This is a genomic window from Pseudomonas sp. 2835 (assembly GCF_050435905.1).
Taxonomy (GTDB): domain Bacteria; phylum Pseudomonadota; class Gammaproteobacteria; order Pseudomonadales; family Pseudomonadaceae; genus Aquipseudomonas.
In genome coordinates, this window is record NZ_JBNDLE010000005.1 from 163,754 (window position 1) to 190,027 (window position 26,274).

Annotated in this window: 29 protein-coding genes and 1 pseudogene; 28 read left to right on the forward strand and 2 right to left on the reverse strand. The window is 60.4% G+C overall.

What is annotated here, in order from left to right; all coding sequences use genetic code 11:
* The first annotated feature begins 7 nt into the window (after positions 1-7).
* The 9 genes and pseudogenes from ABIE20_RS09020 to ABIE20_RS09060 form a co-directional block, all read left to right on the forward strand.
* Positions 8-1,120, forward strand: coding sequence for an S-(hydroxymethyl)glutathione dehydrogenase/class III alcohol dehydrogenase (locus ABIE20_RS09020; RefSeq protein ID WP_123565778.1), 1,113 nt, complete (start codon positions 8-10; stop codon positions 1,118-1,120).
* A gap of 8 nt (positions 1,121-1,128) precedes the next feature.
* Positions 1,129-1,983, forward strand: a complete 855-nt coding sequence (gene fghA / locus ABIE20_RS09025; protein ID WP_429504504.1) for an S-formylglutathione hydrolase — start codon at positions 1,129-1,131, stop codon at positions 1,981-1,983.
* Positions 1,984-2,054: 71 nt separating this feature from the next.
* Entirely contained in the window at positions 2,055-2,528 is a 474-nt protein-coding gene (ispF, locus tag ABIE20_RS09030; RefSeq protein WP_429504505.1) for a 2-C-methyl-D-erythritol 2,4-cyclodiphosphate synthase, read from the forward strand.
* Positions 2,525-3,583: a tRNA pseudouridine(13) synthase TruD gene (truD, locus tag ABIE20_RS09035; protein WP_429504507.1), complete on the forward strand. Its 1,059-nt coding sequence runs from the start codon at positions 2,525-2,527 to the stop codon at positions 3,581-3,583. Before ispF ends, truD begins: the two co-directional genes overlap by 4 nt.
* Positions 3,571-4,320: a 5'/3'-nucleotidase SurE gene (gene surE / locus ABIE20_RS09040; RefSeq protein ID WP_429504509.1), complete on the forward strand. Its 750-nt coding sequence runs from the start codon at positions 3,571-3,573 to the stop codon at positions 4,318-4,320. The genes truD and surE overlap by 13 nt, the downstream gene beginning before the upstream one ends.
* Positions 4,320-4,997 carry a protein-L-isoaspartate(D-aspartate) O-methyltransferase gene (locus tag ABIE20_RS09045; protein ID WP_115088362.1) on the forward strand — a complete coding sequence of 226 codons (678 nt, stop codon included), beginning with the start codon at positions 4,320-4,322 and terminating at the stop codon, positions 4,995-4,997. Before surE ends, ABIE20_RS09045 begins: the two co-directional genes overlap by 1 nt.
* A 179-nt stretch (positions 4,998-5,176) precedes the next feature.
* Positions 5,177-6,076 carry a peptidoglycan DD-metalloendopeptidase family protein gene (locus ABIE20_RS09050; protein WP_429504511.1) on the forward strand — a complete coding sequence of 300 codons (900 nt, stop codon included), beginning with the start codon at positions 5,177-5,179 and terminating at the stop codon, positions 6,074-6,076.
* A 106-nt stretch (positions 6,077-6,182) separates the two neighbouring features.
* Positions 6,183-7,190, forward strand: a complete 1,008-nt coding sequence (gene rpoS / locus ABIE20_RS09055; RefSeq protein WP_130263482.1) for an RNA polymerase sigma factor RpoS — start codon at positions 6,183-6,185, stop codon at positions 7,188-7,190.
* Between the two features lie 590 nt (positions 7,191-7,780).
* Positions 7,781-8,356: pseudogene (locus ABIE20_RS09060) on the forward strand (transposase); the annotation flags it as partial.
* Between the two features lie 140 nt (positions 8,357-8,496).
* Here the strand turns inward: ABIE20_RS09060 and fdxA are convergent.
* Positions 8,497-8,820 (reverse strand): ferredoxin FdxA, encoded by a 324-nt coding sequence (fdxA, locus tag ABIE20_RS09065; RefSeq protein WP_043863281.1) that lies wholly within the window; start codon positions 8,818-8,820, stop codon positions 8,497-8,499.
* A gap of 140 nt (positions 8,821-8,960) precedes the next feature.
* Positions 8,961-11,528 (reverse strand): DNA mismatch repair protein MutS, encoded by a 2,568-nt coding sequence (gene mutS / locus ABIE20_RS09070; RefSeq protein ID WP_195885959.1) that lies wholly within the window; start codon positions 11,526-11,528, stop codon positions 8,961-8,963.
* 160 nt (positions 11,529-11,688) lie between these two features.
* Here mutS and ABIE20_RS09075 point away from each other — a divergent pair, with 160 nt between their 5' ends.
* The 19 genes from ABIE20_RS09075 (at position 11,689) to ABIE20_RS09165 (ending at position 26,243) form a co-directional block, all read left to right on the forward strand.
* Positions 11,689-12,432: a LexA family transcriptional regulator gene (locus tag ABIE20_RS09075; RefSeq protein WP_429504513.1), complete on the forward strand. Its 744-nt coding sequence runs from the start codon at positions 11,689-11,691 to the stop codon at positions 12,430-12,432.
* Between the two features lie 468 nt (positions 12,433-12,900).
* Complete coding sequence (locus tag ABIE20_RS09080; RefSeq protein WP_429504515.1) at positions 12,901-13,254, forward strand: phage holin family protein; 354 nt, start codon at positions 12,901-12,903, stop codon at positions 13,252-13,254.
* 4 nt (positions 13,255-13,258) lie between these two features.
* Positions 13,259-13,684, forward strand: a complete 426-nt coding sequence (locus ABIE20_RS09085; RefSeq protein ID WP_429504517.1) for a 2OG-Fe(II) oxygenase — start codon at positions 13,259-13,261, stop codon at positions 13,682-13,684.
* 12 nt (positions 13,685-13,696) lie between these two features.
* Positions 13,697-13,918, forward strand: a complete 222-nt coding sequence (locus ABIE20_RS09090; protein ID WP_429504519.1) for a hypothetical protein — start codon at positions 13,697-13,699, stop codon at positions 13,916-13,918.
* 359 nt (positions 13,919-14,277) lie between these two features.
* Positions 14,278-14,832: a hypothetical protein gene (locus tag ABIE20_RS09095; protein WP_429504521.1), complete on the forward strand. Its 555-nt coding sequence runs from the start codon at positions 14,278-14,280 to the stop codon at positions 14,830-14,832.
* 147 nt (positions 14,833-14,979) lie between these two features.
* Positions 14,980-15,480: a hypothetical protein gene (locus ABIE20_RS09100; RefSeq protein ID WP_429504523.1), complete on the forward strand. Its 501-nt coding sequence runs from the start codon at positions 14,980-14,982 to the stop codon at positions 15,478-15,480.
* The gene (locus tag ABIE20_RS09105; RefSeq protein WP_429504525.1) at positions 15,477-16,037 is read left to right on the forward strand and encodes a phage baseplate assembly protein V; all 561 of its coding nucleotides are present in this window, start codon (positions 15,477-15,479) and stop codon (positions 16,035-16,037) included. Before ABIE20_RS09100 ends, ABIE20_RS09105 begins: the two co-directional genes overlap by 4 nt.
* Before the next feature lie 47 nt (positions 16,038-16,084).
* Positions 16,085-16,411 carry a GPW/gp25 family protein gene (locus ABIE20_RS09110; RefSeq protein WP_093386612.1) on the forward strand — a complete coding sequence of 109 codons (327 nt, stop codon included), beginning with the start codon at positions 16,085-16,087 and terminating at the stop codon, positions 16,409-16,411.
* A gap of 120 nt (positions 16,412-16,531) precedes the next feature.
* Positions 16,532-16,993 carry a hypothetical protein gene (locus ABIE20_RS09115; protein WP_429504527.1) on the forward strand — a complete coding sequence of 154 codons (462 nt, stop codon included), beginning with the start codon at positions 16,532-16,534 and terminating at the stop codon, positions 16,991-16,993.
* Between the two features lie 72 nt (positions 16,994-17,065).
* Positions 17,066-17,947 (forward strand): baseplate assembly protein, encoded by an 882-nt coding sequence (locus ABIE20_RS09120; RefSeq protein ID WP_429504529.1) that lies wholly within the window; start codon positions 17,066-17,068, stop codon positions 17,945-17,947.
* 1 nt (position 17,948) lies between these two features.
* A complete protein-coding gene (locus ABIE20_RS09125) occupies positions 17,949-18,554 on the forward strand; it encodes a phage tail protein I (protein ID WP_429504531.1) in 606 nt (201 codons plus the stop codon).
* Positions 18,551-20,494: a phage tail protein gene (locus tag ABIE20_RS09130; RefSeq protein WP_429504533.1), complete on the forward strand. Its 1,944-nt coding sequence runs from the start codon at positions 18,551-18,553 to the stop codon at positions 20,492-20,494. The genes ABIE20_RS09125 and ABIE20_RS09130 overlap by 4 nt, the downstream gene beginning before the upstream one ends.
* A 19-nt stretch (positions 20,495-20,513) precedes the next feature.
* Entirely contained in the window at positions 20,514-20,960 is a 447-nt protein-coding gene (locus ABIE20_RS09135; protein ID WP_429504535.1) for a tail fiber assembly protein, read from the forward strand.
* A 90-nt stretch (positions 20,961-21,050) separates the two neighbouring features.
* Positions 21,051-22,217: a phage tail sheath subtilisin-like domain-containing protein gene (locus ABIE20_RS09140; RefSeq protein WP_429504537.1), complete on the forward strand. Its 1,167-nt coding sequence runs from the start codon at positions 21,051-21,053 to the stop codon at positions 22,215-22,217.
* 12 nt (positions 22,218-22,229) lie between these two features.
* Positions 22,230-22,739 (forward strand): phage major tail tube protein, encoded by a 510-nt coding sequence (locus tag ABIE20_RS09145; protein ID WP_045193582.1) that lies wholly within the window; start codon positions 22,230-22,232, stop codon positions 22,737-22,739.
* Positions 22,740-22,748: 9 nt separating this feature from the next.
* Positions 22,749-23,051 carry a phage tail assembly protein gene (locus ABIE20_RS09150; RefSeq protein WP_045193580.1) on the forward strand — a complete coding sequence of 101 codons (303 nt, stop codon included), beginning with the start codon at positions 22,749-22,751 and terminating at the stop codon, positions 23,049-23,051.
* A 143-nt stretch (positions 23,052-23,194) separates the two neighbouring features.
* Complete coding sequence (locus ABIE20_RS09155) at positions 23,195-25,207, forward strand: hypothetical protein (protein ID WP_429504539.1); 2,013 nt, start codon at positions 23,195-23,197, stop codon at positions 25,205-25,207.
* Between the two features lie 9 nt (positions 25,208-25,216).
* Positions 25,217-26,062 carry a phage tail protein gene (locus ABIE20_RS09160; RefSeq protein ID WP_429504541.1) on the forward strand — a complete coding sequence of 282 codons (846 nt, stop codon included), beginning with the start codon at positions 25,217-25,219 and terminating at the stop codon, positions 26,060-26,062.
* Positions 26,037-26,243, forward strand: coding sequence for a tail protein X (locus tag ABIE20_RS09165; protein ID WP_429504543.1), 207 nt, complete (start codon positions 26,037-26,039; stop codon positions 26,241-26,243). Before ABIE20_RS09160 ends, ABIE20_RS09165 begins: the two co-directional genes overlap by 26 nt.
* Positions 26,244-26,274: the final 31 nt, after the last annotated feature.

Sequence of the window (26,274 nt, forward strand, 5' to 3'; positions counted from 1 at the left end):
AAGATTGATGATCAAGTCCCGTGCCGCCGTTGCCTTCGAGGCCAAGAAACCGCTGGAGATCGTCGAAGTCGACGTGGCCATGCCCAAGGCCGGCGAGGTGTTGCTGCGCGTGGTCGCCAGCGGCGTCTGCCATACCGACGCCTACACCCTGTCGGGCGCCGACCCGGAAGGCATCTTCCCGTCGATCCTCGGCCACGAAGGCGGTGCCATCGTTGAGGCCATCGGTGAGGGCGTGACCTCGGTTGCCGTGGGTGATCATGTGATCCCGCTATATACCCCCGAATGCGGCCAGTGCAAATTCTGCCGCTCCGGCAAGACCAACCTGTGCCAGGCCATCCGCGCCACCCAGGGCAAGGGCCTGATGCCCGACGGCAGCACGCGTTTCTCCTACAAGGGTCAGCAGCTGTTCCACTACATGGGCACCTCGACTTTTTCCGAGTACACCGTGCTGCCGGAAATCTCCGTGGCCAAGATCCAGAAAGAAGCGCCGCTGGAGAAGGTCTGCCTGCTCGGTTGCGGCGTGACCACCGGTATCGGCGCGGTGCTGAACACCGCCAAGGTCAAGCCGGGCGATACCGTGGCCATCTTCGGCCTCGGTGGCATCGGCCTGTCGGCGATCATCGGTGCGGTCAAGGCCAAGGCTTCGCGGATCATTGCCGTGGACATCAACCCGAGCAAATTCGAGATCGCCAGACAGCTGGGTGCCACCGACTGCGTCAACCCGAAAGATTACGACCGTCCGATCCAGGAAGTGATCGTCGACCTTACCGACGGCGGCGTCGACTTCTCGTTCGAGTGCGTGGGTAATGTGCAACTGATGCGTGCGGCGCTGGAATGCTGCCACAAGGGCTGGGGCGAGTCGGTGATCATCGGCGTTGCCGGTGCCGGCCAGGAAATTTCCACCCGTCCATTCCAGCTGGTAACTGGCCGGGTCTGGCGTGGTTCGGCCTTCGGGGGCGTGCGTGGCCGTAGCGAGCTGCCAAGCTACGTGGAAATGTCGGAAAAAGGCGAAATCCCGCTGGATACCTTCATCACCCACACCATGGGCCTGGAAGACATCAACAAGGCATTCGACCTGATGCACGAAGGCAAGAGCATTCGCAGCGTCATCCACTTCTGAGGTCTGCCATGAGCCTGGAAAACATCTCTTGCCAGAAGAGCTTCGGCGGCTGGCATAAACGCTACCGCCATCGCTCCCAGGTGCTTGGCTGCGACATGGTGTTTGCCGTGTACCTGCCGCCGCAGGCCGAGCAGGGCGGCAAGCTGCCGGTACTGTACTGGCTGAGCGGCCTGACCTGCACCGACGAGAATTTCATGCAAAAGGCCGGTGCGCACAAGCTGGCTGCCGAGCTTGGCTTGATCATCGTCGCCCCTGACACCAGTCCGCGCGGTCCACAGGTGCCGGCTGATCCCGATGGCGCCTGGGACTTTGGCCTGGGGGCCGGGTTCTACCTCAACGCCACCGAGCAGCCGTGGGCCCAGCACTACCGCATGCACGATTACGTAGTGGAGGAACTGCCGGCATTGGTCGAGGCGCATTTCCCGGCCTCCGACCAGCGCGGTATCAGTGGTCACTCCATGGGCGGCCATGGCGCGCTGGTGTGCGCCTTGCGCAACCCGGGGCGTTACCGTTCGGTGTCGGCGTTCGCGCCGATCGGCAACCCGATGGAGTGCCCGTGGGGGCAGAAGGCCTTCAGTCGCTACCTGGGTGAGGACCGGGCGCGCTGGCGCGAGTGGGATGCCAGCGTGTTGCTTGCCCAGGCCGGCGAGCGCTTGCCGCTACTGGTCGACCAGGGCGATCGTGATGATTTCCTCGACAACCAGCTCAAGCCGCAGGTGCTCGAACAGGCGGCCAGGGCGGCGGGCCATCCGCTAACCTTGCGCCTGCAACCGGGCTATGACCATAGCTACTACTTCATCGCCAGCTTCATCAATGACCACTTGCGTCATCATGCCGCAGCGCTGACAGGGGCGGGTAACTGATCCTACAAATCAAGCCCAAGCGCCGGCAAAGCAGGTAGAATCACGCCCTGACTCAATCAGGGCTTTTTTTTATGCGTATTGGCCACGGCTACGATGTGCACCGCTTCGCGGAAGGCGATTTCATCACCTTGGGTGGGGTGCGCATTGCGCACAAGTTCGGGCTGCTGGCGCATTCTGATGGCGACGTTGTGCTGCACGCCCTGAGCGATGCCCTGCTTGGCGCTGCGGCGCTGGGCGATATCGGCAAGCACTTCCCCGACACCGATCCGCAGTTCAAGGGCGCCGACAGTCGCGTGCTGCTGCGCCATGTGGTGCAGATCGTCCTGGCCAAGGGCTGGAAGGTTGGCAACATCGACGCCACCATCGTTGCCCAGGCGCCGAAAATGGCTCCGCATATCGACACCATGCGCCAGTTGATCGCCCAGGACCTGCAGGTCGAGCTGGACCAGGTCAACGTCAAGGCCACCACCACCGAAAAACTCGGTTTTACCGGGCGTGAAGAAGGCATTGCCGTCCACGCCGTTGCCCTGTTGCTGCCGGCATGACCGAACTCGAACTGCTCGGCCCGCGTGCTGCGGGCGAAGCGCTGGGCAGCGCAATTCTCAAGGCCAGCGCTGAAGACTTCCAGGTCGATGAAGTGCTCGACATTCCCCTCAGTGGCAGCGGTGAACACCTGTGGCTGTGGGTCGAAAAACGTGACCTGAACACCGAAGAGGCTGCCCGCCGCCTGGCCCGCGCCGCCGGTGTGCCGGTGCGCAGCATCAGCTACGCCGGCCTCAAGGACCGCCAGGCCCTGACCCGCCAGTGGTTCAGCCTGCACCTGCCGGGCAAGGCCGACCCGGACCTGAGCGCTGCCGAAAACGAAACCCTGAGCATCCTCAAGCAGACCCGCCACTCGCGCAAACTGCAGCGTGGCGCGCATTCGGCCAACGGCTTCACCTTGCGCCTGACCGGCCTCAAGGCCGAACGTGCGGCGCTGGATGCACGGCTTGAACAGATCCGCAGCCAGGGCGTACCTAACTACTTTGGTACCCAGCGCTTCGGCCACGGCGGCGGTAATCTTCACGATGCCCGCGAGTGGGCCAACCGCCAGGCCTTGCCTGAACAGCGCAACGTTCGCTCGCGCCTGCTCTCCAGCGCCCGTAGCTACCTGTTCAACCAGGTATTGGCTGCGCGTGTCGGCGACGGCAGCTGGCAGCAGGCGCAGGTCGGTGATCTGCTGGCGTTTACCGACAGCCGAAGTTTTTTTCCGGCAGGCGAGGCTGAATGCTCCGATCCGCGCCTGGCGATTCTCGACTTGCACCCCACCGGCCCGCTATGGGGCGAGGGGCAGTCCGGCGCCAGCGGCGCGGCTGGTGAACTCGAGCAACGTATCGGTGAACAGCATGGCGCCTTGTGCCAATGGCTGGCGCGGGCGGGCATGAGTCACGAACGACGCATTCTGCGACTGCCCATTAGCGGGCTGACGTGGCATTATCCCGAGCCTGATATCCTGCAACTGGAATTCGTCCTTCCGGCCGGATGCTTCGCCACCGTGGTGGTGCGCGAGCTTGTTGATCTGGTGCCGGCAGGGCAGACGGACAGCCCATGCGTATTCTGATTTCGAACGACGACGGGGTTACCGCACCCGGTCTCGCCGCGCTGCATGCTGCGCTGGCGGATTATGCCGAATGTGTGGTGATCGCCCCGGACCAGGACAAAAGCGGCGCCAGCAGCTCGCTGACGCTCGACCGGCCGCTGTGCCCGCAAACCCTGGCCAATGGTTTTATCAGCCTCAACGGCACGCCGACCGACTGCGTCCACCTGGGCCTCAACGGCCTGCTGGAGACCGCTCCGGACATGGTGGTGTCGGGGATCAACCTGGGCGCCAACCTTGGCGATGACGTGCTGTATTCCGGCACCGTGGCTGCTGCGCTTGAGGGCCGTTTTCTCGGCGGTACCTCGTTTGCCTTCTCGTTGCTCTCGCGGCTCCCCGACAACTTGCCGACAGCGGCCTATTTCGCCCGTAAACTGGTCGAGGCCCACGCCAGCCTTGAGCTGCCGCCGCGCACGGTGCTCAACGTCAACATCCCCAACCTGCCGCTGGAGCACATCCGTGGCATCCAGTTGACCCGCCTGGGCCATCGCGCGCGCGCCGCGGCGCCGACCAAGGAGGTCAACCCACGGGGCAAGGAAGGCTACTGGATCGCCGTGGCCGGCGATGCCGAAGATGGCGGCCCGGGCACTGACTTCCACGCGGTGATGCAGGGCTATGTCTCGATTACCCCGCTGCAGCTCGACCGGACCTTCAACGATGCCTTCGAGCGCCTCGACGGTTGGCTGGAGGGCTTACTCTGATGCGCGAACAGGACGATCTGATGCGCCACGGTATCGGTTTTACCTCTGAGCGAACCCGCGAACGGCTGATCAAGCGCCTGATCGAAGAGGGGGTCTCAAACCCCAAAGTGATCGATGTGCTGCGCCGTACGCCTCGTCACCTGTTCGTCGATGAAGCCCTGGCCCACCGTGCCTACGAAGACACCGCGTTGCCGATCGGCAACAACCAGACCATCTCCCAGCCGTTCATGGTCGCGCACATGAGCGAGCTGCTGCTCGAAGCCGGCCCGCTGGACAAGGTGCTGGAGATCGGCACAGGTTCCGGCTACCAGACCGCGATTCTTGCGCAACTGGTCGAGCGGGTGTTTTCCGTTGAACGCATCAAGGTCCTGCAGGATCGCGCCAAAGAGCGCCTGATCGAGCTGAACCTGCGTAACGTAGTGTTCCGCTGGGGTGATGGCTGCGAAGGCTGGCCGGCGCTGGCACCTTACAACGGCATCATTGTCACCGCCGTGGCACCCGAGGTGCCGCAAGCGCTGCTCGACCAGCTCGCCCCGGGTGGGCGCATGGTCATTCCGGTGGGGCCGGCCGGTGAAACCCAGCAATTGATGTTGATCGTGCGCGAAGAGCACGGCTTCTCGCGACGGGTACTGGGCGCCGTGCGTTTCGTGCCGTTGCTCACCGGGCCGCTGGCCTGACCGGGCTTTTTTTTCGCCCGGGCGAATTTCGGCGGCATTGCCCTGTCTATCTGGCGGGCTACCATAGTCTGTTGCAGATCACGTTTAGCAATGGCCTGACATCCGCAGGGCAGTGCGCTCGGGTATAATTGCAACAATATTGCATTTTTAACATCGGTCACCATTAGAGGGAGCGGCGGGTGGGTCACACAAACATTCGGCAGCGCAAGGATCCATCAAGCTTCAAGCTTCTGCTGATTGCACTGGCCTTGGGCACACTGGTGACGGGGTGCTCCAGCACGTCCTCCAACAGTGTTCGCGTGGTCGATCGCAACAACGCCGCGCCCAAACGCCCTGTGGTTACAACCGGTCAGTACGTGGTGCGCCCTGGCGACACGCTGTTCTCCATCGCCTTTCGCTATGGCTGGGACTACAAGGCCCTGGCTGCGCGCAACGGCATCGCCCCGCCGTACACCATTCGCCCGGGCCAGGCGATTCGCTTCGATGGCCGCTCCAGTGGCCCGGCGCCAGTCGTCGGCACCACCGTGGTCACCAGCTCGCCATCTTCTTCAAGCAAGACCACCATCATCAAGCGTCCGCTGGACAGCTCCGGCAAGCCGATAACGCCGCCGCCCACCACGGCGCCTGCGACCACGCCAAGCACCCCGCCAGTAGCGCCGGTGGTGACCACCACGGCACCCGTGCAAGTGCCCCCTGCGGGCCGTTCTACGGCCGGCTGGGCCTGGCCGGCCAATGGCGTGCTGATTGGAAAATTCGCTTCAAACGGTAGTTTGAATAAAGGCATTGATATCGCCGGTGATTTGGGACAGCCTGTTTTTGCTGCATCTGATGGTTCAGTTGTCTACGCCGGGAGTGGCTTGCGGGGCTACGGCGAGTTGGTAATCATCAAGCACAACGATACCTACGTCAGTGCCTACGGCCACAACCGCAGGCTTTTGGTTCGGGAGGGACAGCAGGTCAAGGTAGGGCAGACAATTGCCGAAATGGGGTCCACGGGTACCGACCGGGTGAAGCTTCATTTTGAAATTCGCCGCCAGGGCAAACCTGTCGATCCACTGCAATTCCTGCCACGTCGTTGATTGCTCGGCCCGGCCTGTTCCTCGCGTAGAGGGGACAGGCTCCAGCGCTGCCAGGGATAAAGGCGTCGCTTGAGTCTGAGTTCGAACTCAGCAAAGGACTATAACAATGGCTCTCAGTAAAGAAGTGCCGGAGTTTGACATCGACGATGAGGTTCTCCTGATGGAGACCGGCATTGTTTTGGAAACGGATGTGATGTCAGACGAACCTGCTGTATCTACGGTTCGGACCAAGGCTAAACAGGGCTCTACGCTCAAACAGCACAAGTACATCGATTACACTCGGGCACTTGATGCAACCCAGCTTTACCTCAATGAAATTGGCTTCTCGCCATTGCTCTCGCCGGAAGAAGAAGTGCACTTTGCGCGCCTGTCGCAACGTGGCGATCCGGCCGGGCGCAAACGCATGATCGAAAGCAACCTGCGCCTGGTGGTTAAAATCGCCCGGCGTTATGTCAACCGGGGGCTTTCGCTGCTCGACCTGATCGAAGAGGGCAACCTCGGCCTGATCCGGGCGGTCGAGAAGTTCGACCCTGAACGCGGCTTCCGTTTCTCTACCTACGCCACCTGGTGGATCCGGCAGACCATCGAACGGGCGATCATGAACCAGACCCGTACCATCCGCTTGCCCATTCACGTGGTCAAGGAACTCAACGTCTACCTGCGCGCCGCCCGCGAACTGACCCAGAAGCTCGATCACGAACCGTCCCCGGAAGAGATCGCCAGCCTGCTGGAAAAACCGGTCGGCGAGGTCAAGCGCATGCTTGGGCTCAACGAACGGGTATCGTCGGTGGATGTGTCCCTGGGGCCTGATTCGGACAAAACCCTGCTCGATACCCTCACCGACGACCGTCCTACTGATCCGTGCGAGCTGCTTCAGGATGACGATCTGTCCCAGAGCATCGACCAGTGGCTCAGCGAGCTGACCGACAAGCAACGCGAGGTGGTGATCCGCCGCTTCGGCCTGCGCGGCCATGAAAGCAGTACGCTGGAAGATGTAGGCCTGGAGATCGGCCTGACCCGGGAACGGGTGCGGCAGATCCAGGTAGAGGGCCTCAAGCGCTTGCGCGAGATTCTCGAAAAGAACGGCCTGTCCAGCGAGTCGCTGTTTCAGTAAAAACTGCGATATCGCTGTGAAGAGCGCCCCGACACGTCGGGGCGTTTTTGCATCTGCAGAACACAAAATTACCCGTGAACGGTTTCCCGATGGCGTTCTGGAAACATTCGGGTTTGGGCGCGATCCGACGGCGATGTTGGTACTGTTCTAGTTCATGTAAGCCATCGCTTACTCGTTGTGTAAGCCTTGGCTGTACGCTGTAGTAAACAGTTGTCGTTTTCAGTGTGCGCTTTTATTTAACTTATTGATATATATAGATTATTTGTTTTGTGACAGTACGGTTACCGCAGCTTTTTGAGAGCTTTGTGCGGTTGTGGTAAATCTTGGAAGCGCTAATATTTGTCCTGTGTCTACGGACTGACACAGGCTCTCAAGGATGAAAGCCAAGGACATCGCAGGATGCGATTCATCAGGATGATGAAAGGGAACAAAGGGACTACGGAAAAAATGTGGGCGGGTCAAACCGCCCCTTTTTTTTGCCCGCAACAAACATGAAAAAAGGCCCTCGAACAGACTGTGTGAAAACCTAGCAATCTGCCCGGCCCTTTAAGAGAATGCTCCGTATCGGAAGATACGGAGCATTTTTCGTTATGGCCTACATACAAGGAGAGTCCCGCAGCCAGACCAGCTTGTTCCCGGTCTCGCTGGAGGAACTGATCCCGGAAGATCACCTCGTTCGAGTCATCGACCTGTATGTCGCCAGGCTGGATCTGCGGCAGTTAGGTTTTGACAAGGCCCAGCCCAAGGCCACTGGACGTCCCTCTTGCGACCCCGCTGATCAGCTCAAGCTCTACCTCTATGGCTATTTCCAGCGCATTCGTTCGTCCCGGCGCCCGGAAGCCGAGTGCCAGCGCAACATCGAGGTGATGTGGTTGATCAACCGGCTCAAACCCGACTTCAAGACCCAGACCGCCGTCGACGCAGAGCACTGCCTAATTATGCACCACGAGGTGACGCAAGATGGCGATGACCGCAAGCAGCTTGAACCCATGGCTAAAGCTGCCAAGGCCGAGTTAGGGCAGGATACGCTGACGGTGACAGCCGATAGGGGCTACTCAAATGGCCAGCAGTTCCAGGCGTGTGAGGAAGCTTCGATTACCGTGTACGTGCCACCCAATCGAACTTCAAATCCAGGCGGTGAAACATTACTTGAGCGCCAGGACTTTAGAAAATGATGCAACTGATGGGCTGAAGAGCCCTTTCAGCACAAAAGCAAACGCCCCGAACAAGTCGGGGCGTTTGGTCTAGGGCCTGTCAGTGTGTTTTGACACAGTCTGTCGAGGGGCCTTTTTTTTGATCCGCGCGCTTAACGCTCGAGATCGGCGATCTTGCCTGGCTTGCCATCCCATTCGGCGGCATCTGGCATCGAATCTTTCTTTTCGGTGATGTTCGGCCAGATTTCCGCCAGCTCGGCATTGAGCTCGATGAAGTTTTCCATGCCGGCTGGCACTTCGTCTTCCGAGAAAATGGCGACGGCGGGGCATTCAGGCTCGCACAGTGCACAGTCGATGCACTCGTCCGGGTGAATGACCAGGAAGTTCGGGCCTTCGTAGAAGCAGTCCACCGGACAGACTTCTACGCAGTCGGTGTACTTGCACTTGATGCAGTTGTCGGTGACGACGAAGGTCATTTCTAATTCTCTCCTCAGGCGACGGCAGCGGTGCCCTTCCAGACAGGGCCGCTCGGTTTGGTTGTTCGGCTGCAGGCCAGGCTAGTAACCTGCAGCGCCGCCAAACCGCGCGGGATTCTATCAGCTTGTGCGGGCGCGCGTTATAACAGAGTCTTAAGTGTATAGAGCATTTCGATAGCTTGACGCGGCGTCATGTTGTCCAGGTCCAGCTTTCCGAGCTTCTCGATGGCCGGATGCGGCAGGCTGGCGAACAGGTCACTCTGGTGCGGTACGGCAGGTGCACCTTGCTGCAAGACAGGTGTTTCGTGGGGCAGGCTGGCGGTTTCCAGCCGGCCCAGGTGTTCACGGGCACGCTGGATCACCGGTGACGGCACCCCAGCCAGCTGCGCCACGGCCAGGCCGTAGCTCTGGCTGGCAGGGCCGGGCAGCACGTGGTGCAGGAACACGATACGTTCGTTGTGCTCGGTGGCGTTCAGGTGCACGTTGGCCACCAGCGGCTCGCTCTCCGGCAGAACCGTCAGCTCGAAGTAGTGCGTGGCGAACAAGGTATAGGCGCGCAGCTGCGCCAGGCGTTCGGCGGCGGCCCAGGCCAGCGACAGGCCGTCGAAGGTACTGGTACCACGGCCGACTTCGTCCATCAGCACCAGGCTGCGCTCGGTGGCGTTGTGCAGGATGTTGGCGGTTTCGCTCATCTCGACCATGAAGGTCGAACGGCCACCGGCCAGGTCGTCGCTGGAGCCGATACGGGTGAAGATGCGATCCACCAGTGACAGCTCACAGGCCGCAGCCGGGACGAAACTACCAATGTGGGCCATCAGTACGATCAATGCGGTCTGGCGCATGTAGGTGGATTTACCACCCATGTTCGGGCCGGTGATCACCAGCATCCGGGTGTTGTCATCCAAAGCCAGGTCGTTGGCCACGAACGGCGTGGTCAGCACTTGCTCGACCACCGGGTGGCGACCCTGGGTGATGCGCATGCACGGCTCGTCGACGAACTGCGGGCAGTTCAGGTCAAGGTTCAGCGCGCGCTCGGCCAGGTTGCTCAGCACATCCAGCTCGGCCAGGGCCGCAGCGGTGTCCTGCAGCGGCGCCAGGTGGCCGATCAGGTTCTCGAGCAAGGCGTCGTAGAGCATCTTCTCGCGGGCAAGGGCGCGGCTCTTGGCCGACAGCGCCTTGTCTTCGAAGGTTTTCAGCTCAGGGGTGATGAAGCGCTCGGCACCCTTGAGGGTCTGGCGGCGGATGTAGTCGGCGGGCGCCTGTTCGGCCTGTTTGCTCGGCAGCTCGATGAAGTAGCCGTGTACACGGTTGTAGCCGACCTTGAGGTTGGCCAGGCCCGTACGGGCTTTCTCGCGGGCTTCCAGATCGATGAGGAACTGCCCGGCGTTCTCGCTCATGGCCAGCAGCTCGTCCAGTTCGCTGTCGTAGCCAGTCTTGAGCACGCCGCCGTCGCGGATCACCGCCGGCGGGTTGTCGATGATGGCTTTTGCCAGCAGGTCGGCAAGCTCCGGGTAGGTCCCGGCGATGGCAGCCAGGCGCGCCAGGTGCGGCGCCTCGAGCTCGGCCATGGCGTTTTGCAGTTCCGGCAGGGCGCCGAGAGCATCGCGCAGGCGCGCCAGGTCTCGCGGGCGCGCATTGCGCAGGCCGATACGGGCGAGGATACGCTCGATGTCGCCGATTTCCTTGAGCTGCGGTTGCAGCTTCTCGAAGCGGTAACCGTCGAGCAGGCAGCGAATCGAGCCCTGGCGCGCCTGCAGCACTTTCAGGTCGCGCAGCGGGCGGTTCAGCCAGCGGGTCAGCAAGCGGCTGCCCATGGCGGTTTGGCAGCGGTCGATCACCGATTGCAGGGTGTTGTCGCGGCCACCGGCCAGGTTCACATCCAGCTCGAGGTTGCGCCGGCTGGCGCCGTCGAGCACCACGGTGTCGTCCAGGCGTTCATGCTTGAGGCTGCGCAGGTGCGGCAGGGCGGTGCGTTGGGTTTCCTTGGCGTAGCCGAGCAGGCAGCCGGCGGCACCGATGGCCAGGGTCAGCTTCTCGCAGCCGAAGCCCTTGAGGTCCTGGGTCGCGAACTGCTGGCAAAGGCTTTTGCGTGCCGAATCGCGGTCAAAATCCCACGGTGCACGGCGACGCGCGCCACGGCGTTTTTCCGCCGGCAGGCCCTGGGGCCAGTCGTCGGGGATCAGCAACTCGACCGGGTTGATGCGCTCAAGCTCGGCCAGCAGGTTTTCCCAGCCCTTGATCTCGAGCACGCTGAAATTGCCGCTGGTGATGTCCAGCACAGCCAGGCCGAACAGGCGTTCGTCACCCAGCACGGCGGCGATCAGGTTGTCGCGGCGCTCGTCGAGCAGCGCTTCGTCACTGACCGTACCCGGGGTAATGATGCGCACCACCTGGCGCTCGACCGGGCCCTTGCTGGTAGCCGGGTCGCCGATCTGCTCGCAGATCACCACCGACTCGCCCAGCTTCACCAACTTGGCCAGGTAGCCCTCGGCCGCGTGGAAGGGGATACCGCACATGGGGATCGACTGGCCCGCCGACTGCCCGCGGGCGGTCAGGGTGATGTCCAGGAGTTTGGCAGCCTTCTTCGCGTCTTCGTAGAAGATCTCGTAGAAGTCGCCCATGCGGTAGAACATCAGCTGGTCCGGGTGCTGGTTTTTCAGCTTCCAGTACTGCTGCATCATCGGGGTGTGTGCGGAAAGATCGCTCATTGCAAAAACTTGGCTCGCAGTGTCGTTGTAGACCAAAGGCAAGCGGGCAATGGTACAGGGATTTTATCCGGGCTGCCGAGGGCAAACGGCCAGGCGCGACCATTTGTCCGTGCATATTCGTGCATATCAGGGTTTGCATTCTATTGAAGGTCCCGGCATTATGCATTTTATGCAAAAACGCAACGTAGCATCCGTCCTCAGAGCACTGCTCGATCGCCACGGTCTCTCCCCCACGGAGCTGCACCGGCGTACCGGCGTGCCGCAATCCACCCTGTCGCGCATTCTCAGCGAGAAGATCGTCGATCCTTCCGACAAGCATGTATCGAAGATCGCCGAATATTTCGGTGTGAGCACCGATCAGTTGCGTGGTCGCGTTGAGCTCGGTGACAGCCGCGAAGCCGCGCCTGGGCGCAGTCATGCAGAGTTGAACGACATCAGCCTATGGGATGACGACACCCCCGTCGAGGACGACGAGGTGTCCATTCCGTTTCTTCGCGAGGTCGAATTGGCAGCAGGATCAGGAAGATTCGTCATCGAAGAAAGCGAGAAGGCCAGCCTGCGCTTCGGCAAGCGCAGCCTGCGCCACAACGGTGTGCAGTTTGACCAGGCCAAGTGCGTGACGGTACGAGGCAACAGCATGTTGCCGGTGTTGCGCGACGGCGCCACGGTGGGCGTCAATGCCGGTAAAAGCGCCATCGGCGACATCGTCGATGGCGACCTGTACGCCATCAATCACAACGGTCAATTGCGGGTCAAGCAGCTCTACCGTCTGCCTACCGGTATTCGCCTGCGCAGCTTCAACCGCGACGAACACCCTGATGAGGACTACAGCTTCCAGCAGATGCAGGAAGAGCAGATCAGCATCCTTGGGCATGTGTTCTGGTGGGGCATGTACGCCCGCTGAGTAATCCGTGTCCTCAGAAAACCCGCTTCGGCGGGTTTTTTTTCGCCTGCAGGAAAGTGTTGTAGGCCAGGTAGATTAAGGCCTACGTGCATAGGTGCATTTTCTCATGCATAAATATTTCCACAAATGCATTGACTGCATATGCATCAGTGCATAATCTTTGTCTCAAGCCGGTCGACACCGGCAGTGACAAAGGCAGCGATGAGCAGGCCTGAACTGTTCAGAGGGTTGGCAACTGGCCCGGGTGTGCAGCGTAAAGCACCACAAGCAGTTATCCGGCGGGCAGGTGGCCGCGGCCGGAGGAACAATTTGAAGCGGAGTCGCCCAGCGCACCAGTCGTGGCGGGCGGTTCGACAACGCATTACTGAAAAGCCTGGGGAGGCCGGGCTTTTTGGAATGCCGAGCGATCGGTTCTACAACAAACGCCGCCGGCAAGCTGCCGAGCGGAACTACCAAGGAGACAGGACAGTGACAAACGAGCAACAGACGTTACTGGAAATGCCGATCTGGCTGGTGATCGTCCTGGCCCTGCTGGGCGGCCTTTCCGGAGAGATGTGGCGCGCGGACAAGGCCGGTGCCCGCGGCTGGGCGCTTTTTCGACGCCTTTTATTGCGCTCGGGGGCCTGCATGGTCTGCGGTGTGTCCACCGTCATGCTGCTGTATGCCAGCGGCATGTCGATCTGGAGCGCCAGCGCCTTCGGCTGCCTTACCGCCATGGCCGGCGCCGATGTTGCCATCGGCCTTTATGAACGCTGGGCTGCGAAGCGTCTGGGCATTGAGGCGCAATCGCCGAACATGGATAGCCCTGGCAACAAGGAGTGAGGTGATGACGCAGGTTTTTACCGACGCGGACATCTGCGTCATTGACGACGCTGTAACGATTGATGAGCAGCGCCAGATCAGCAACCAGCTAAATAGCGCGACCTGGCGATACGGCTGGCCAATCAACGATGCGCCGTTCGCCCGGCCATGCTGGCATGCCTTTATTGCAGGCCGACAGCGGGTCGAGCGGCATGACTCGGAAGATGAGCTGGCCAGTCATCCGCAATGGCTTTCTTTCGGCATTCTGGAAGAAGCTGAAACACGCGAGTTGGTGTTCTACGACCACCAGAAGGAAAACGTCATCAAGGCAGTCTTACCCAAGCCTGGAAGGATTGTCATTTTCAACGGCCATGTGCCCCACAGCGCAAGATCGCCTTCGGTCAATTGTGATCGCTTACGGATGACATTGGCGTTCAAGACAATCGTGTAAGGAGTAACAATAATGACAGGAAAAGTTGAAATCATCGTCGGCCTGGTCGACAAGGCGGATAGAGGCGTCGCAGGCGTAAACGCCACCACTTCGCTGATCGATCAATACAACACCGATAAAAGCGGCTTTGCCCTGGTCAACGAGAACGCCCAGACCCACGGTTCTGCCAATCTGGAACCAGTACTTCAAAGCCACCCCAGATGCGCTTTATCCGGAGCGCTGGATTGCACCTAACCTGACGTTGGTGTCGCTCGCAGACATTATTGCCCTGCATGGTAATCGTATTGCGGTGAGCCATTGGGACCCTGCCACCAATGCCGTAACAATCTCCAGTGTTTTGCGCGATGATGCTGAGTCAGCGGGTGCCGGCCACGGAGGAGGTATTATTTATGGAGGTGGCGCTGTATCGCCTCCTGTGACTATTCCGATACTGGATTATCCGATTGGCACGATCGATATCTCCATCGAGTCCATAAACGGTGTGTCGACCCAGGATAACTACGGTTGTTGTTCGGGTAGCCAGGACGGCTACTACTGAATTGTGGTGTGCTAGTGTTGCCCCAAAAACGGCCCATTGTCCGCAAAGGAATCGCATGCCTTCGGTGTTCTCTCAGATCAGATCGTTGCCACCCAAGTCACAGATCAAGATTTACTGCGTGCTGGTAGTCGTCACGTCGTTGTTTGCAGTTTTATCCATGCGCAGCATTCAGGGCTATACCAAGGCAAATCCTCTCCAAATGCATGGCCTCGAAGGCCGGCTGACGGGGTGGTCCGAGGCGTGGAGCTATGATCAATCGCTGATGCGCATGGGGGTAAGGTTCAGACTGCCGGGTGAACGCGAAGACCAGCGGCGAACTGTGTATGTGCCTAAAGATGTTTTGCAATCCTCGCAACTGTCTGAAAAGGCGAATGTATCGTTGCTGGTCGAGCGCATACCTGAGGACGTGATTGTTCGGGAAATGCACTCGCTCGACGGTCAGTTGCTGTTTGATGACAGCCTGCTCAAGCATGTTGTATTGGTTAGCGAGGAGCGCGCGCAACGCGGGCTGGTAGTTTCTGTGCTGATGGCTGTGTTGAGTCTGCTGGCGGCTGTGGTGACCTGGTGGCGACACTTGAGAACCCCGTCGGATCACGCGACTACCCCCTAGTCCCTTATCCAATGCACCTGCTTTCAGCAGGTGCCTCGTGCCGCAGATAAAGGCACAACTCCCTCAAACCGACCGAGCGATGGCGCACGGATTTCGTGTGCCCGACGATATTGTTGCCGAGGAGCGCAGGTGAACGAACTAACGACGTTGCACGAGGCGATTACCGCGACCATCAAGGTCGCTATGCCTCAACTTGAAACCGTTGCAGCCTATACCGCAGCGGACCAGAACGCGGCGCTTCCTGCGCTGTATCACGCTATAACCAGCTTTAAACCTGCAGCAGATCCAGGCGATGGCCGCTGTTGCATCCTGGCAAGCTTCGACGCTCGCATACTGGTTGATGCCAATGCTGCGTCGGCACCGCTGTTGGTGACTGCCCTGGCAACGCAATTGACCATTTTGTTGCGCCAGCAGTTCTGGCAGGTGGACTTTGTCGAAGCCGCCAAAAATGTCCAGGCTTCGGTGCTCCAACCTGCAGCAGGCTCGAATTCATCAATCAGCTGGACGGTGCAATGGGAGCAGGCCCTGTACCTGGGCGCCGAGCAATGGCCATGGCCCGTTGAACCGGGCCCACTGGCGTTTGCCTTCAGTCCCGACACCGGGCCGGGCTTCGAGGGCGATTACCAGTCGCCGGAGGACCTGCAATGAACTATGCCAGCGCCATGCACGACCGCATGCTCGCCGGCCTGGTGATTCCTTGCCGGGTAGTCGCCGTTGACCTTGCCGCTGCCCGGGTACGGGTGTCCGACGGCGCCGGCTGGACCAGCGCCTGGTTGCGCTGGCACAGCCAGGCCGCCGGCAAGGCTCGCCACTGGCGTGCACCGAGCCTTAACGAGCAAGGGGTGTTGATCAGCCCAAGCGGTGAGCCGGCGCAAGGTACGTTCGTGCCCGGCCTTTACGGCAACGCCGGGGCGCCAGCGGACAACCGCGAGCATGTCGAGGTCTGGCGTTTCGACGATGGTGGCTCGCTGGTCTATGACTGGCAGGCCCGCAGCTACAGCATCGAGCTGCCCAGCGGTACCGTCAGCATCAAGGTCGGCGGCAGCTCGGCCGTGGTCACCGACCAGGCCATCACTGCCACTGCCGCGAGCATCACACTGACCGGCGAGGTGCAGATCAACGGCCCCTTGCGGGTAACCGGCGACATCCTCGGCGGCGGCAAGATCATCGACACCGGCGGCAACACCGCCAATCACAAACACTAAAAAACCAGCCCGCCCACTGCGGGCTTTTTTACGCCTGGAGAACATCAATGATCGGCATGGATCGCCGGAGCGGCCAACCGTTGTCCGGCATTGCACATTTACGCCAGTCCATCGAAGACATCCTCACCACGCCACTGGGCAGCCGGCGCATGCGCCCGGAGTACGGCAGCAAGCTGCGCCGCTTCGTCGATTTGCCGGTCAACGAAGGCTGGAAGAGCGCAGTGCAGGCGGAGGTGGCTCGCGCACTGGGCCGTTGGGAGCCACGCCTGAAGCTTGAACGGGTCAGGGTCACGGCGGTGGTGGGCGGGCAGATCACGCTGCAGTTGACCGGGGTCTACCTGGCGCAACCGACCAGCCTGGAGGTGGTCGCATGATTTGCGTGAGTTTTCGGCATATCAGCAAAGTCTGATCGAGCTCTTCAAACATTGTACTGAAAATTGGGCTTAGGCCCTTGGCAACGCTAACTACTAACTATTTAACTCTGTGAGAATACTATGCAAAAAGAATTTTTGACCGTCAGCTATAACGGCACGAACTATGTTGGCTACAGCTACGAGAGCCTGCCGCTTGGTGCTGCTTTGATTGCGGCACAAGACCAGGTTGAGCAGACCGCAGATCTTTCACGCTCGATACTTGTCGGAAACCCGTTGCGTATGCTCGAGTTTCAACTTGCTGAACGCGAGGCAAAGGCTTTCTTGGCGGCTAACTTTGAAGGGGAAACTCCGCTGTCTGTAAAGGCATTGGCCGAGGCTGCCGAGGTATCTGCGCAAGTCGCCACAGAGGCTATCCTGACTAATGTACAAGCGTTGGAGACGGTGATTCATACCATTCGTACCGCCCGTTTGAAAAGCCGGCACGAAATTCCTAAAGCGACCAGTCATGCAATGGCAGAAGTTCTCGCCGACACTGCAATTGACGCCATTCGCGCGAGTATTGTTGGCGTCACAATAGACTGACCGCCTGCAGTTTTCCTGAGCGCTCCGAACTTCGGGGCGTTTTCGTTTCTGCAGCACGCCGGAGGTGACGGCATGAGTAGTGTGGATCTTTCGGCGCTGCCCGCGCCGCAGGTTCTGGAAGACCTCGATTTCGAGGTGCTGTTCCAGGCTGACCTGGCGACCTTCCGGTCGCACATGGGCGACAGCTGGGACGCCGCAGTCGAAAGCGACCCGGTGAACAAACTGCTGGAAGTCGGCGCTTATCGCAAGCTGCTCAACCGCGCACGGGTCAACGATGCCGCCAAGGCACTGTTGCTGGCCTATGCGCAAGGCGCCGATCTGGATCAATTGGCGGCCAATGTACAGCTGCAGCGCCTGGTGGTGCAGGCACCCGACGCCAGCAGCGTGCCGCCAACGCCGCAGGTGCTTGAAGAAGACGACGCCCTGCGCGAGCGGGTGCAACTGGTCTATGAAGGGCTGACCACTGCGGGCCCGCGCAACAGTTACATCCTGCATGCCCGCAACGCTTCCGGGCTGGTGGCCGATGCCACCGCCGAAAGCCCGTCGCCGGCCCAGGTGGTGGTGACGGTGCTGGCGCTTGAAGGCGATGGCAGCACCACAGCCGCGCTGCTGGAGACCGTACGGCTCAAGCTCAATGATGACGACGTACGCCCGGTGGGTGACCGCCTGACGGTTCAGGGCGCGCAGATCCTGCGTTACCGCATCGATGCCGTGGTGCACATGAGCGGCAACGGCCCGGAGATCGAAGCAACGCTTGCCGAGTGCAAACGTCGGCTGCAAGCCTGGATCAACCCGCGCCGGCGCCTGGGGGTCGAAGTGGCCCGCTCGGGCGTGGATGCCCAGTTGCACATCAACGGCGTCAGCCGGGTCGACCTGAACAACTGGACCGACATCCGCCCGACCCAGGCGCAAGCGGCCTGGTGCGAAGGCATCACTGTGACGCGGGGAAGCTGACATGGACAGTCTGCTCCCGCTCAACAGTACCGATCTCGAACAGGCCATAGAAGCCGCCGGCTTTGAAACCACCGAAGTCCCACTGCGCACGCTGTACAACCCCGACACCTGCCCGGCGCACCTGCTGCATCAACTGGCCTGGGCCTGGTCGGTGGACCGCTGGGATGAAACCTGGCCGGAGGCAATCAAGCGCTCGGTGATCCGCTCGGCGCTCTATGTACATGCCCATAAAGGGACCATTGGTGCGCTGCGCCGGGTAGTGGAGCCGCTGGGTTACCTGATCGAAGTGCAGGAGTGGTGGCAGACGGTACCGCAAGGCGTGCCGGGCACTTTTGCGCTGCAGGTCGGGGTACTGGAGAACGGAATCTCCGAACAAATGTACCTGGAGCTGACCCGGCTAATCGATGACGCCAAGCCGGTCAGTCGCCACCTGACGGGGCTGGCAATCACGCTCGCCAGCAGTGGCTATCTGCGCCTGGGAATAAGCCTTTCTGAAGGCGATGAAATCGACATTTATCCGCCGACCTCTCACGACATTGAAGTCAGCGGCAGCTATGGCCTTGTGGGCCGTGAACAGCAAATTGAAACCCTGGACGTGTACTCATGACTGACCAGACAAGCCAGTTCTTTGCCATCCTCACGGCGGTGGGCGAGGCCAAGCAGGCCAATGCCAACGCCTTGGGCGTGCCGTGGAGCTTTGCACAAATGGGGGTTGGTGATGCCAACCTGACCGACCCGATCCCGTCGAGGGATCAGAAAAAACTCATCAACGAACGCCGAAGGGCGCCGCTCAACCAGGTCAAGGTTGACCCGGACAACAACAGCATCATCATCGCCGAGCAAGTGATACCGCCGGATGTGGGGGGGTGGTGGATTCGGGAAATCGGCCTGTATGACGCCGATGGTGATCTGGTAGCGGTGGCCAATTGTGCGCCTAGTTTCAAGCCATTGCTCAGTCAGGGAACTGGCAAGACGCAGGTTGTGCGGCTCAACATTATCGTGACCAGTACTGCCAATGTGCAGTTGAAGATTGATCCGTCTGTTGTACTTGCGACTCGTGAGTATGTCGACTCATCGATCTTGAGCGTTTTACCGAAGAACAAGGTAGCAGGTACTTTTACCAAGGTTAGAACCAACGATCGCGGCATTGTGGTGGAGGGAAGCACCCCGACGACTTTGGCCGGTTACAGCATCGGTGATGCGTTCACGAAAGCCGCTACGAGTGCTGCAATCCAGGTGGCGATTGACGGTGTTGTCAACGGCGCTCCAGGGTTGTTGAATCAACTGAACAAGCTTGCTGCAGCCATAGATAACGATCCTAACTTTGCTGGCACAATGGTCAATGGCCTCGCAAGCAAGGCGCCGTTGGCCAGCCCCACATTTTCAGGTGTGGTCAATGTACCTACCGCCGCGGCTTCCGCAAATGGCACACAAGCAGCAAGTACTGCATTTGTAAAAGCTGCTATTGCCGCTTTAGTAGGGGCCTCTCCGGATACGTTGGACACGCTGAAAGAACTTGCTGACGCGCTGGGTAACGATCCGAACTTTGCCGTAACCATGACCAATGCACTTGCTGCAAAGGCCGCCAAAGCAACCACGCTGGCGGGGTATGGCATCACGGATGCGTATAGCCAGGCGCAAGTAAACAACTTGTTGGTCGCCAAAGCACCATTGGTGAGTCCTACGTTTACCGGCACCGTGGTTGTGCCTTCACCTGTCCCCGGGACCAGTAACAGTCAGGCGGCAACCACCAAGTTTGTAACTGACGCTATCAATAGCCTGGTCGCGGCCGCACCGGCTGCCCTTGATACACTTAACGAGCTTGCTCTGGCTCTGGGCAATGATCCGAACTTCGCCTCAACGATAACCAATGCCTTGGCGGGCAAGGCAGCAAAAGCCACGACGCTTACGGGATATGGGATAACGGATGGCGTACGTGTTTCGAGTGATCAGTTTCCGGAGTTCTATTCCAAAACACCTGGGAATGACTGGCGCAACGGGGCTATCCAAATTCGTGAAACAGCACGGGTGGGCACCACTCAAAGTGCTATTACGTACGCACCCGCCATTACATTTCACTGGGGTGACAGGGTGTTTCGCCAGTTGCTGATGTCAGCGGCGGGAGACTTGCATTGGGGGCCCAATGCAAAGATTTACACAACGGAGCATACAGGCGCCGTTGGGCAGTCACTGATGTCCGCGAGCGACGTCCCTTCGGCCCGAAATATTTTGGGCATCGCGAACACTTCCGCTTTCGGCGGCGCATCAGGTTTTTGGCGGGATGCTCAAACTGGCATGATCATTCAGTACGGCTCGGTATTCACGCCGGCTGAAGCTAATTATTCCTCAGTTTTCCATATGGCATTTCCTAACTATTGCCTCATGTGCATACCCACAACTGTCAATGGCGCGACGGGTGATGATGATTCATTTGCTCGTGTGATTGGGTGGACCAGGCAAAACGTCACATTCCGATCTGAAGGCGTTCCGAATGCGGGGTTGTCGCCCAATGCGCGCAGCATCAGTTACATCGCAATCGGTTATTGATAAAGAGGAACCGTACACCATGAGCGAATATGTTTTCTCCGCGGGTGAGTTGGCGTTTTACCCGGCGCAATTACGTAATTCTTATGAGGCCAGCAATACATGGCCCGCTGACAGTGTTTCGATAACGGCAGAACACCACGCACGTATACTCGAAGAACAATCGCAAGGTCGAGTGATTTACGCGGATCAAGACGGTCGTCCAATGACCAAAGAGCGCCCACCTTTGCCGCCTGAGGTGATTGCCGGCATAGAGAGGAAGTGGCGGGACGCTCAACTCAGGGAGACCGACGATGTAGTTGCCCGTCATCGTGACGAACTGGAGTCCGGGAAAACCACGCTTAGCCCGGATCAGTACCAGGAGCTCCAGCTCTATCGAGTAGCGCTGCGTGAATGGCCGCAAACAGAGCTCTTTCCCGAGAACCCGCGCCCAGCTACACCGACCTGGCTTGCCCCTTACACTCAATAAAGCCCCGCACCGCCGGGGCTTTTTCCTACCCGCAACAAACCCTCTGAAGGCCCCGCACCGCGGGGCCTTTGCATTTCTGGAGACTTACCCATGAGTGGATTCTTCCACGGCGTTACCGTAACCAACGTCGACACCGGCGCACGTTCCATCGCGCTGCCTTCTTCTTCGATCATCGGCCTGGTCGATACCTTCACCGAAGGCCCGACTGCAAGCGCCAAGGCCAACGACCTGGTGCTGATCACCAGCGAGCGTGAAGCCGTCGCCGCATTCGGCGCCGACTCGGCAATCACCCGCGCCTGCCAGGCCATCTACAGCCGCGCCAAGGCGGTCATTGTCGCCTGCGGCGTGGCCAAGCTCGAAGAAGAGGCTGCGCAGACTTCGGCGATCATCGGCGGCGTGCTGGCCGACGGCAAACGCACCGGCCTGCAGGCATTGCTGGACGGCAAAAGCCGGTTCAACGCCCAGCCACGCCTGCTGGTGACGCCAAAGCACAGCTCGACCCTGGCGGTCGGTACCGCGCTGGTGGCCCTGGCCGACAAGCTGCGCGGCCTGGCCATTATCGATGGCCCGAACACCACCGATGAAGCGGCCATCGCCTACGCCGAGAACTTCGGCGCCAAGCGTGCCTACCTGGTCGATCCGGGTGTGCAGTACTGGGACACCGGCAAAAGCGCCACCCTCGATGCACCTGCGTCGGCCTGGGTTGCCGGTCTGTTTGCCTGGACCGACAGCGAGTACGGCTTCTGGGCCTCGCCATCGAACAAGGAGTTCGTTGGCATCACCGGCACCAGCCGCTCGATCGAGTACCTGGATGGCGACGCCACCTGCCGCGCCAACCTGCTCAACAACGCCAACATCACCACCGTGATCCGCGATGACGGTTTCCGCCTGTGGGGCAACCGCACCCTGAGCAGCGACCCGAAGTGGGCTTTCGTCACCCGCGTGCGGACCATGGACATCGTCATGGACGCGATCCTTTACGGCCACAAGTGGGCGGTCGACCGCTCGATCACCGCGACCTACGTCAAGGACGTGACCGAAGGCCTGCAGGCGTTCATGCGTGATCTGAAAGCCCAGGGCGCAATCATCAATTTCGAAGTGTTCGCCGACCCCGAGCTGAACACCGCCAGCCAGCTGGAGCAGGGCAAGGTCTACTGGAACATCCGTTTCACCGACGTGCCGCCCGCCGAGAACCCGAATTTCCGCGTCGAGGTCACCAACCAGTGGTTGACCGAAGTCCTCGACCAAGCCGTTTAAGGAGCAATAACCATGGCAATGATTCCCGAAACCCTGGCAAACCTGAACCTGTTCGTCGATGGCGTCAGCTTTCAAGGCGACGTCCCCAGCCTGACCCTGCCCAAGCTCACCCTGAAGATGGAGGAGCACCGTGCCGGCGGCATGGACATGGCGATCGAAATCGACCAGGGCATGGAAAAGCAAGAAGCCGGCTTCGTCACCACCGGCGTGCGCCGTGAGTCGCTGAAGTTCTTCGGCCTGGCCGACGGCTCGGCTTTCAACGGCACCTTCCGCGGTGCCTTCAAGGGCCTCAAGGGCAAGGTCACCCCGGTCATCGTCACCCTGCGCGGCGCGCTGAAAGAAGTCGACATGGGCGACTGGAAGCCGGGCGACAAGGCCGAGATCAAGCACAACGTGGCCGTGACCTACTACAAGCTCGAAGTCGACGGCCGCCTGGTCTACGAAATCGATCCGCTGGGCATGAAGCGCGTCATCAATGGCGTCGACCAGCTCGCCGCTCAACGTTCGGCCCTGGGCCTGTAAGGAGGCGTCATGACGCAAACCGCGAAAATGCCGAGCTGGCTGAATGTCAGTGCCGAACGCGTTGTCGTTCAACTGAGCAAGGCCAGTGAGGCCAACGGCATGCAGGTCGACAGCCTGTCGCTGCGTGCACCCACCGTGCGCGACATCCGCACCGCCCAGTCGGCGGCCAGTGGCGATGACGAGCAGCGCGAGCTGAACCTCTTTGCCTCGCTGGCCGAGGTCGGGGTCAAGGACCTTGAGGGCCTGTCGCTCAAGGACTATGGCCGCCTGCAGGCGGGCTATTTTCGTCTGGTGCAAGACGACGAGCTTTGATCCCGGGCTGCAGAAAGCGGCGGCAAAACGGCTCGCCAAAGAGCTGAATTTTACCGCCGGCGAAATCATGACCATGTCGTTCAACGACATGGTCTGGTGGCTCACGGATTGAGCAGATAGCCCATGCAAAGGGGGATCAGATCGTGCGCAAACAGGGATTTGAACCGCAGATTGGTACCACCGTCACCCTGATGGTGGGTACCGTTTTCAACACGGTCCTGGAACGTATCAAAACGCTGACGCAGTCTGACCAGAACACCCTGGGTAAAACCCAGGTGCCGCAGGAGGTGGTGCGCGGGTCATACGATCAAGATGCAGCATCGAGTGAAGATGTCGCTAACGCAGAACACGCAGTGGCGGGACCAGTCAAGCCGGCAAGCAGCAACCCGTTGGTGGTTAATGTTGCAGGTATTGATGTGCTGTCGCTGGGGTTGATGAAGTTGGCCCTTGGGTTGAAGCCAGCCAAGGCGCGTTTGGGCATCACCCCGGGTATGCCCGGACAGGCTGGGCCAGGCTCTGAACCAGGTTCAACGCTAAGTGATCCAGAGCAAGCAGCAGGGCCCGAGGGCGATGGATTGTCTCTGGGCCTGATGATGCTGGCGCTTACGAAGGGCGCACGCAAAGGTGGGTCAGGCACTACCGCTGTCCAACCTGGAAAGGCGGCTTCAGTCGCTGCTCCCGCGTCAGCGGGTAGCAAAAAAATCGAAAGTACAGCGCAACTGGGTTCCAGCCAGAATCCGCTCCCGGCTTCTCCTGGTAACAGCCAGGCACGCCCACCGTCGTTGAAAGACAAAGCAAGCGATGCCGCTGAAAAGCTGAGCAGAAAGCTCGATTATGCCGAGACTGGCTACGAGATTTTTAAAACGTACCGCAGTGATCAAACCCCGGAGGAAAAGGCTGAGAGTTACGGGGAAAGTGTCGGTAGCCTTATAGGCTCGAGGGCCGGGGAGGCCTTTGGGGCGCGATTGGGCGGGCCGATTGGTGCTGTCCTGGGTGAACGCCTTGGAGGACGGTTGGGGGAGTCGTTTGGAGGACAGGTGGGGAAACTGGGGGCAAGCTTCATGGACGAGCCTATCGCGTCCGAACCTGCGAACAGTTCAAAAGTCCCTCTGGCGCCTGTCTCGTTACTGCGTGCTGAGGCGACGAACACTCCCAAGGCCGAACTGATGCCAGTCCTGGCGAGACTGTTAGGGTTGTCCTCGCCGACAGCGAGCCCGGGGCCTTTGCTCAGCCCATCCGATGGTGAGCCTGCAAGCCAGAGTCTAATGGGCTGGATGACAAAAAACTGGTTTGTACCTGTTGCCTGCAAGCCGTCACCACCCTCTGAAGGCCAGTGCACGCCATGCCCGGGTGACCAGGGTAAAGGCGGGCACTCAACGACAGCACCCGCACCCGACGGTTCGAGGCCGCCAAGGATGGAAGGTCCCGGGTCAATTGCGCTTGTGGGCACGGCTGTTGTTGGCGCATTGCCGGCGTTCAAGGCCACGTTAACTCAGCCACCCAAGGATCCACTTCCTCGGCCATCTGCTCCAGGGATTGCGAGCAGTATGTGGTCCGGGGTCAAGGCGGTCGCGCGTCTGGCTGTGCTCGGTGCTGGAATCAAAGCGCTCAGCACGGCGCGGTATGCGCAATCGGCCGAACAGAAAGCCGAGGGCTACGCAGGTGCTGCAGGTGGGCTTGCTGGCGCGCTTGCCGGGGCTGCGCTCGGTGCTCCGGTCCCGGTGGTGGGCCCTGTGATCGGCGCCCTGCTGGGCGGTTTGTATGGTGACCAGCTCGGTAGCGCGCTAGCCAAGTCCTGGTTTGCCCCCGAAGCAGAGACTGATCAGGGAAGATCAGCACCTCGGTCTGCAGACAGCGATGACCGCCCAAGTGATCAGCCAGAGCGCAATTTGGGCAGGGCTGTGCGGGCAATGGAGCTGACAGCCATCGAACCGGTGGCAATTGCCAGTGTCCCCGGTGCAGGGCAAGCAGGCGCAGCCCAGCCAACGCAACTGGTTCAGCAAATCACCTTTGCCCCCACCATTTCGGTTCAGGGCGGGATCAGCGATCCCCTTCAGCTTGCTCAGCAAGTGGGCGCCATTGTCCGGCGGGAGTTCGATGATCTGATGCGTCAATCCACCAGTCGTCAACTGTACGACGTTCCTCATGTTGCTTAAGGAGGTGCCATGACCTACATGGACCAGTTGCAATCCGGGCTTGGCGCCCTGGTGGCGGCGGGCGAAGCAGGGCGGCGCAGCGCGGACGGAATGCTGGCGCCGGTCAAGGAGGCCGCCGCCGAATTCATCGGTGCCGCTGCCGAGCTCGAGGCGCTGCCCTTCGTCGGGCCCGCCATCGGTGCGAAGCTGCAGCGCAGCTTGCGTGCGATCAACAAGGCCCAGGCCACTGTCGACCAGGCGTTGGCAAAATACGACCGGGCCGTGGCGGTGGTGGCGCAGGTGCGTGACGGCGTCGCCACGGTGAAGACCCAGATAGGCCGGGTCAGCGCCGCGATCAACCGGGTGGCGGGCAGGATCAGCCCGTCCCTGGCCAATATTCTGCCGACCAGCAGCTTCGCCCCCGAAGTGACGCCGGCGGCAGAAGCGGTCAAGCCGTTCCCGCATTTGCTGATTGTGCAGCCACTCAAGCCCGAATCGCCCGCTTATTACTTCAACCTCGACACCGCCGCGTTTGATGAACTGCGCAGGCAGACGAGCTTTCGTTGGGCCGGGCAGGAGCGCCTGACGCGCAGCACCGCCCAGCAGGCAGTCGGCCTGGGTGACGAGAAGATCAGCATCAAAGGGGCGATTTTTCCCGGTTTCAAGGGCGGGCTCGGTCAGTTGCAGGCGCTGCGCAGTATCGGCCGGAAATTGCAGCCGCTAACCCTCACCAGCGGTTACGGCGAAGTCCTGGGCACTTGGTGCCTGACCGGCGTCGATGAAGACCAGAGCAATTTGCTCGCCGGTGGCATTCCCCGAAAACAAGGTTTCTCACTGGAGTTTGTGAGCTATGGCGACGACCTGCAGAACCGCTGATGGCGATGTGCTCGACACCTTGTGCCAGCACTACTACGGCCACCTGAACGGCACGGTCGAAGCTGTGCTGGCTGCCAACCAGGGCCTGGCCGAGCAGCCCCAACCGTTTCGCGCCGGGGTGCAGATTTTGCTACCGGAGCTGCCAGCGGCGAGCGATGCCACGGTGCAACTGTGGGACTGATGCTTGTCGACAACTGTCATCACCAGACCCC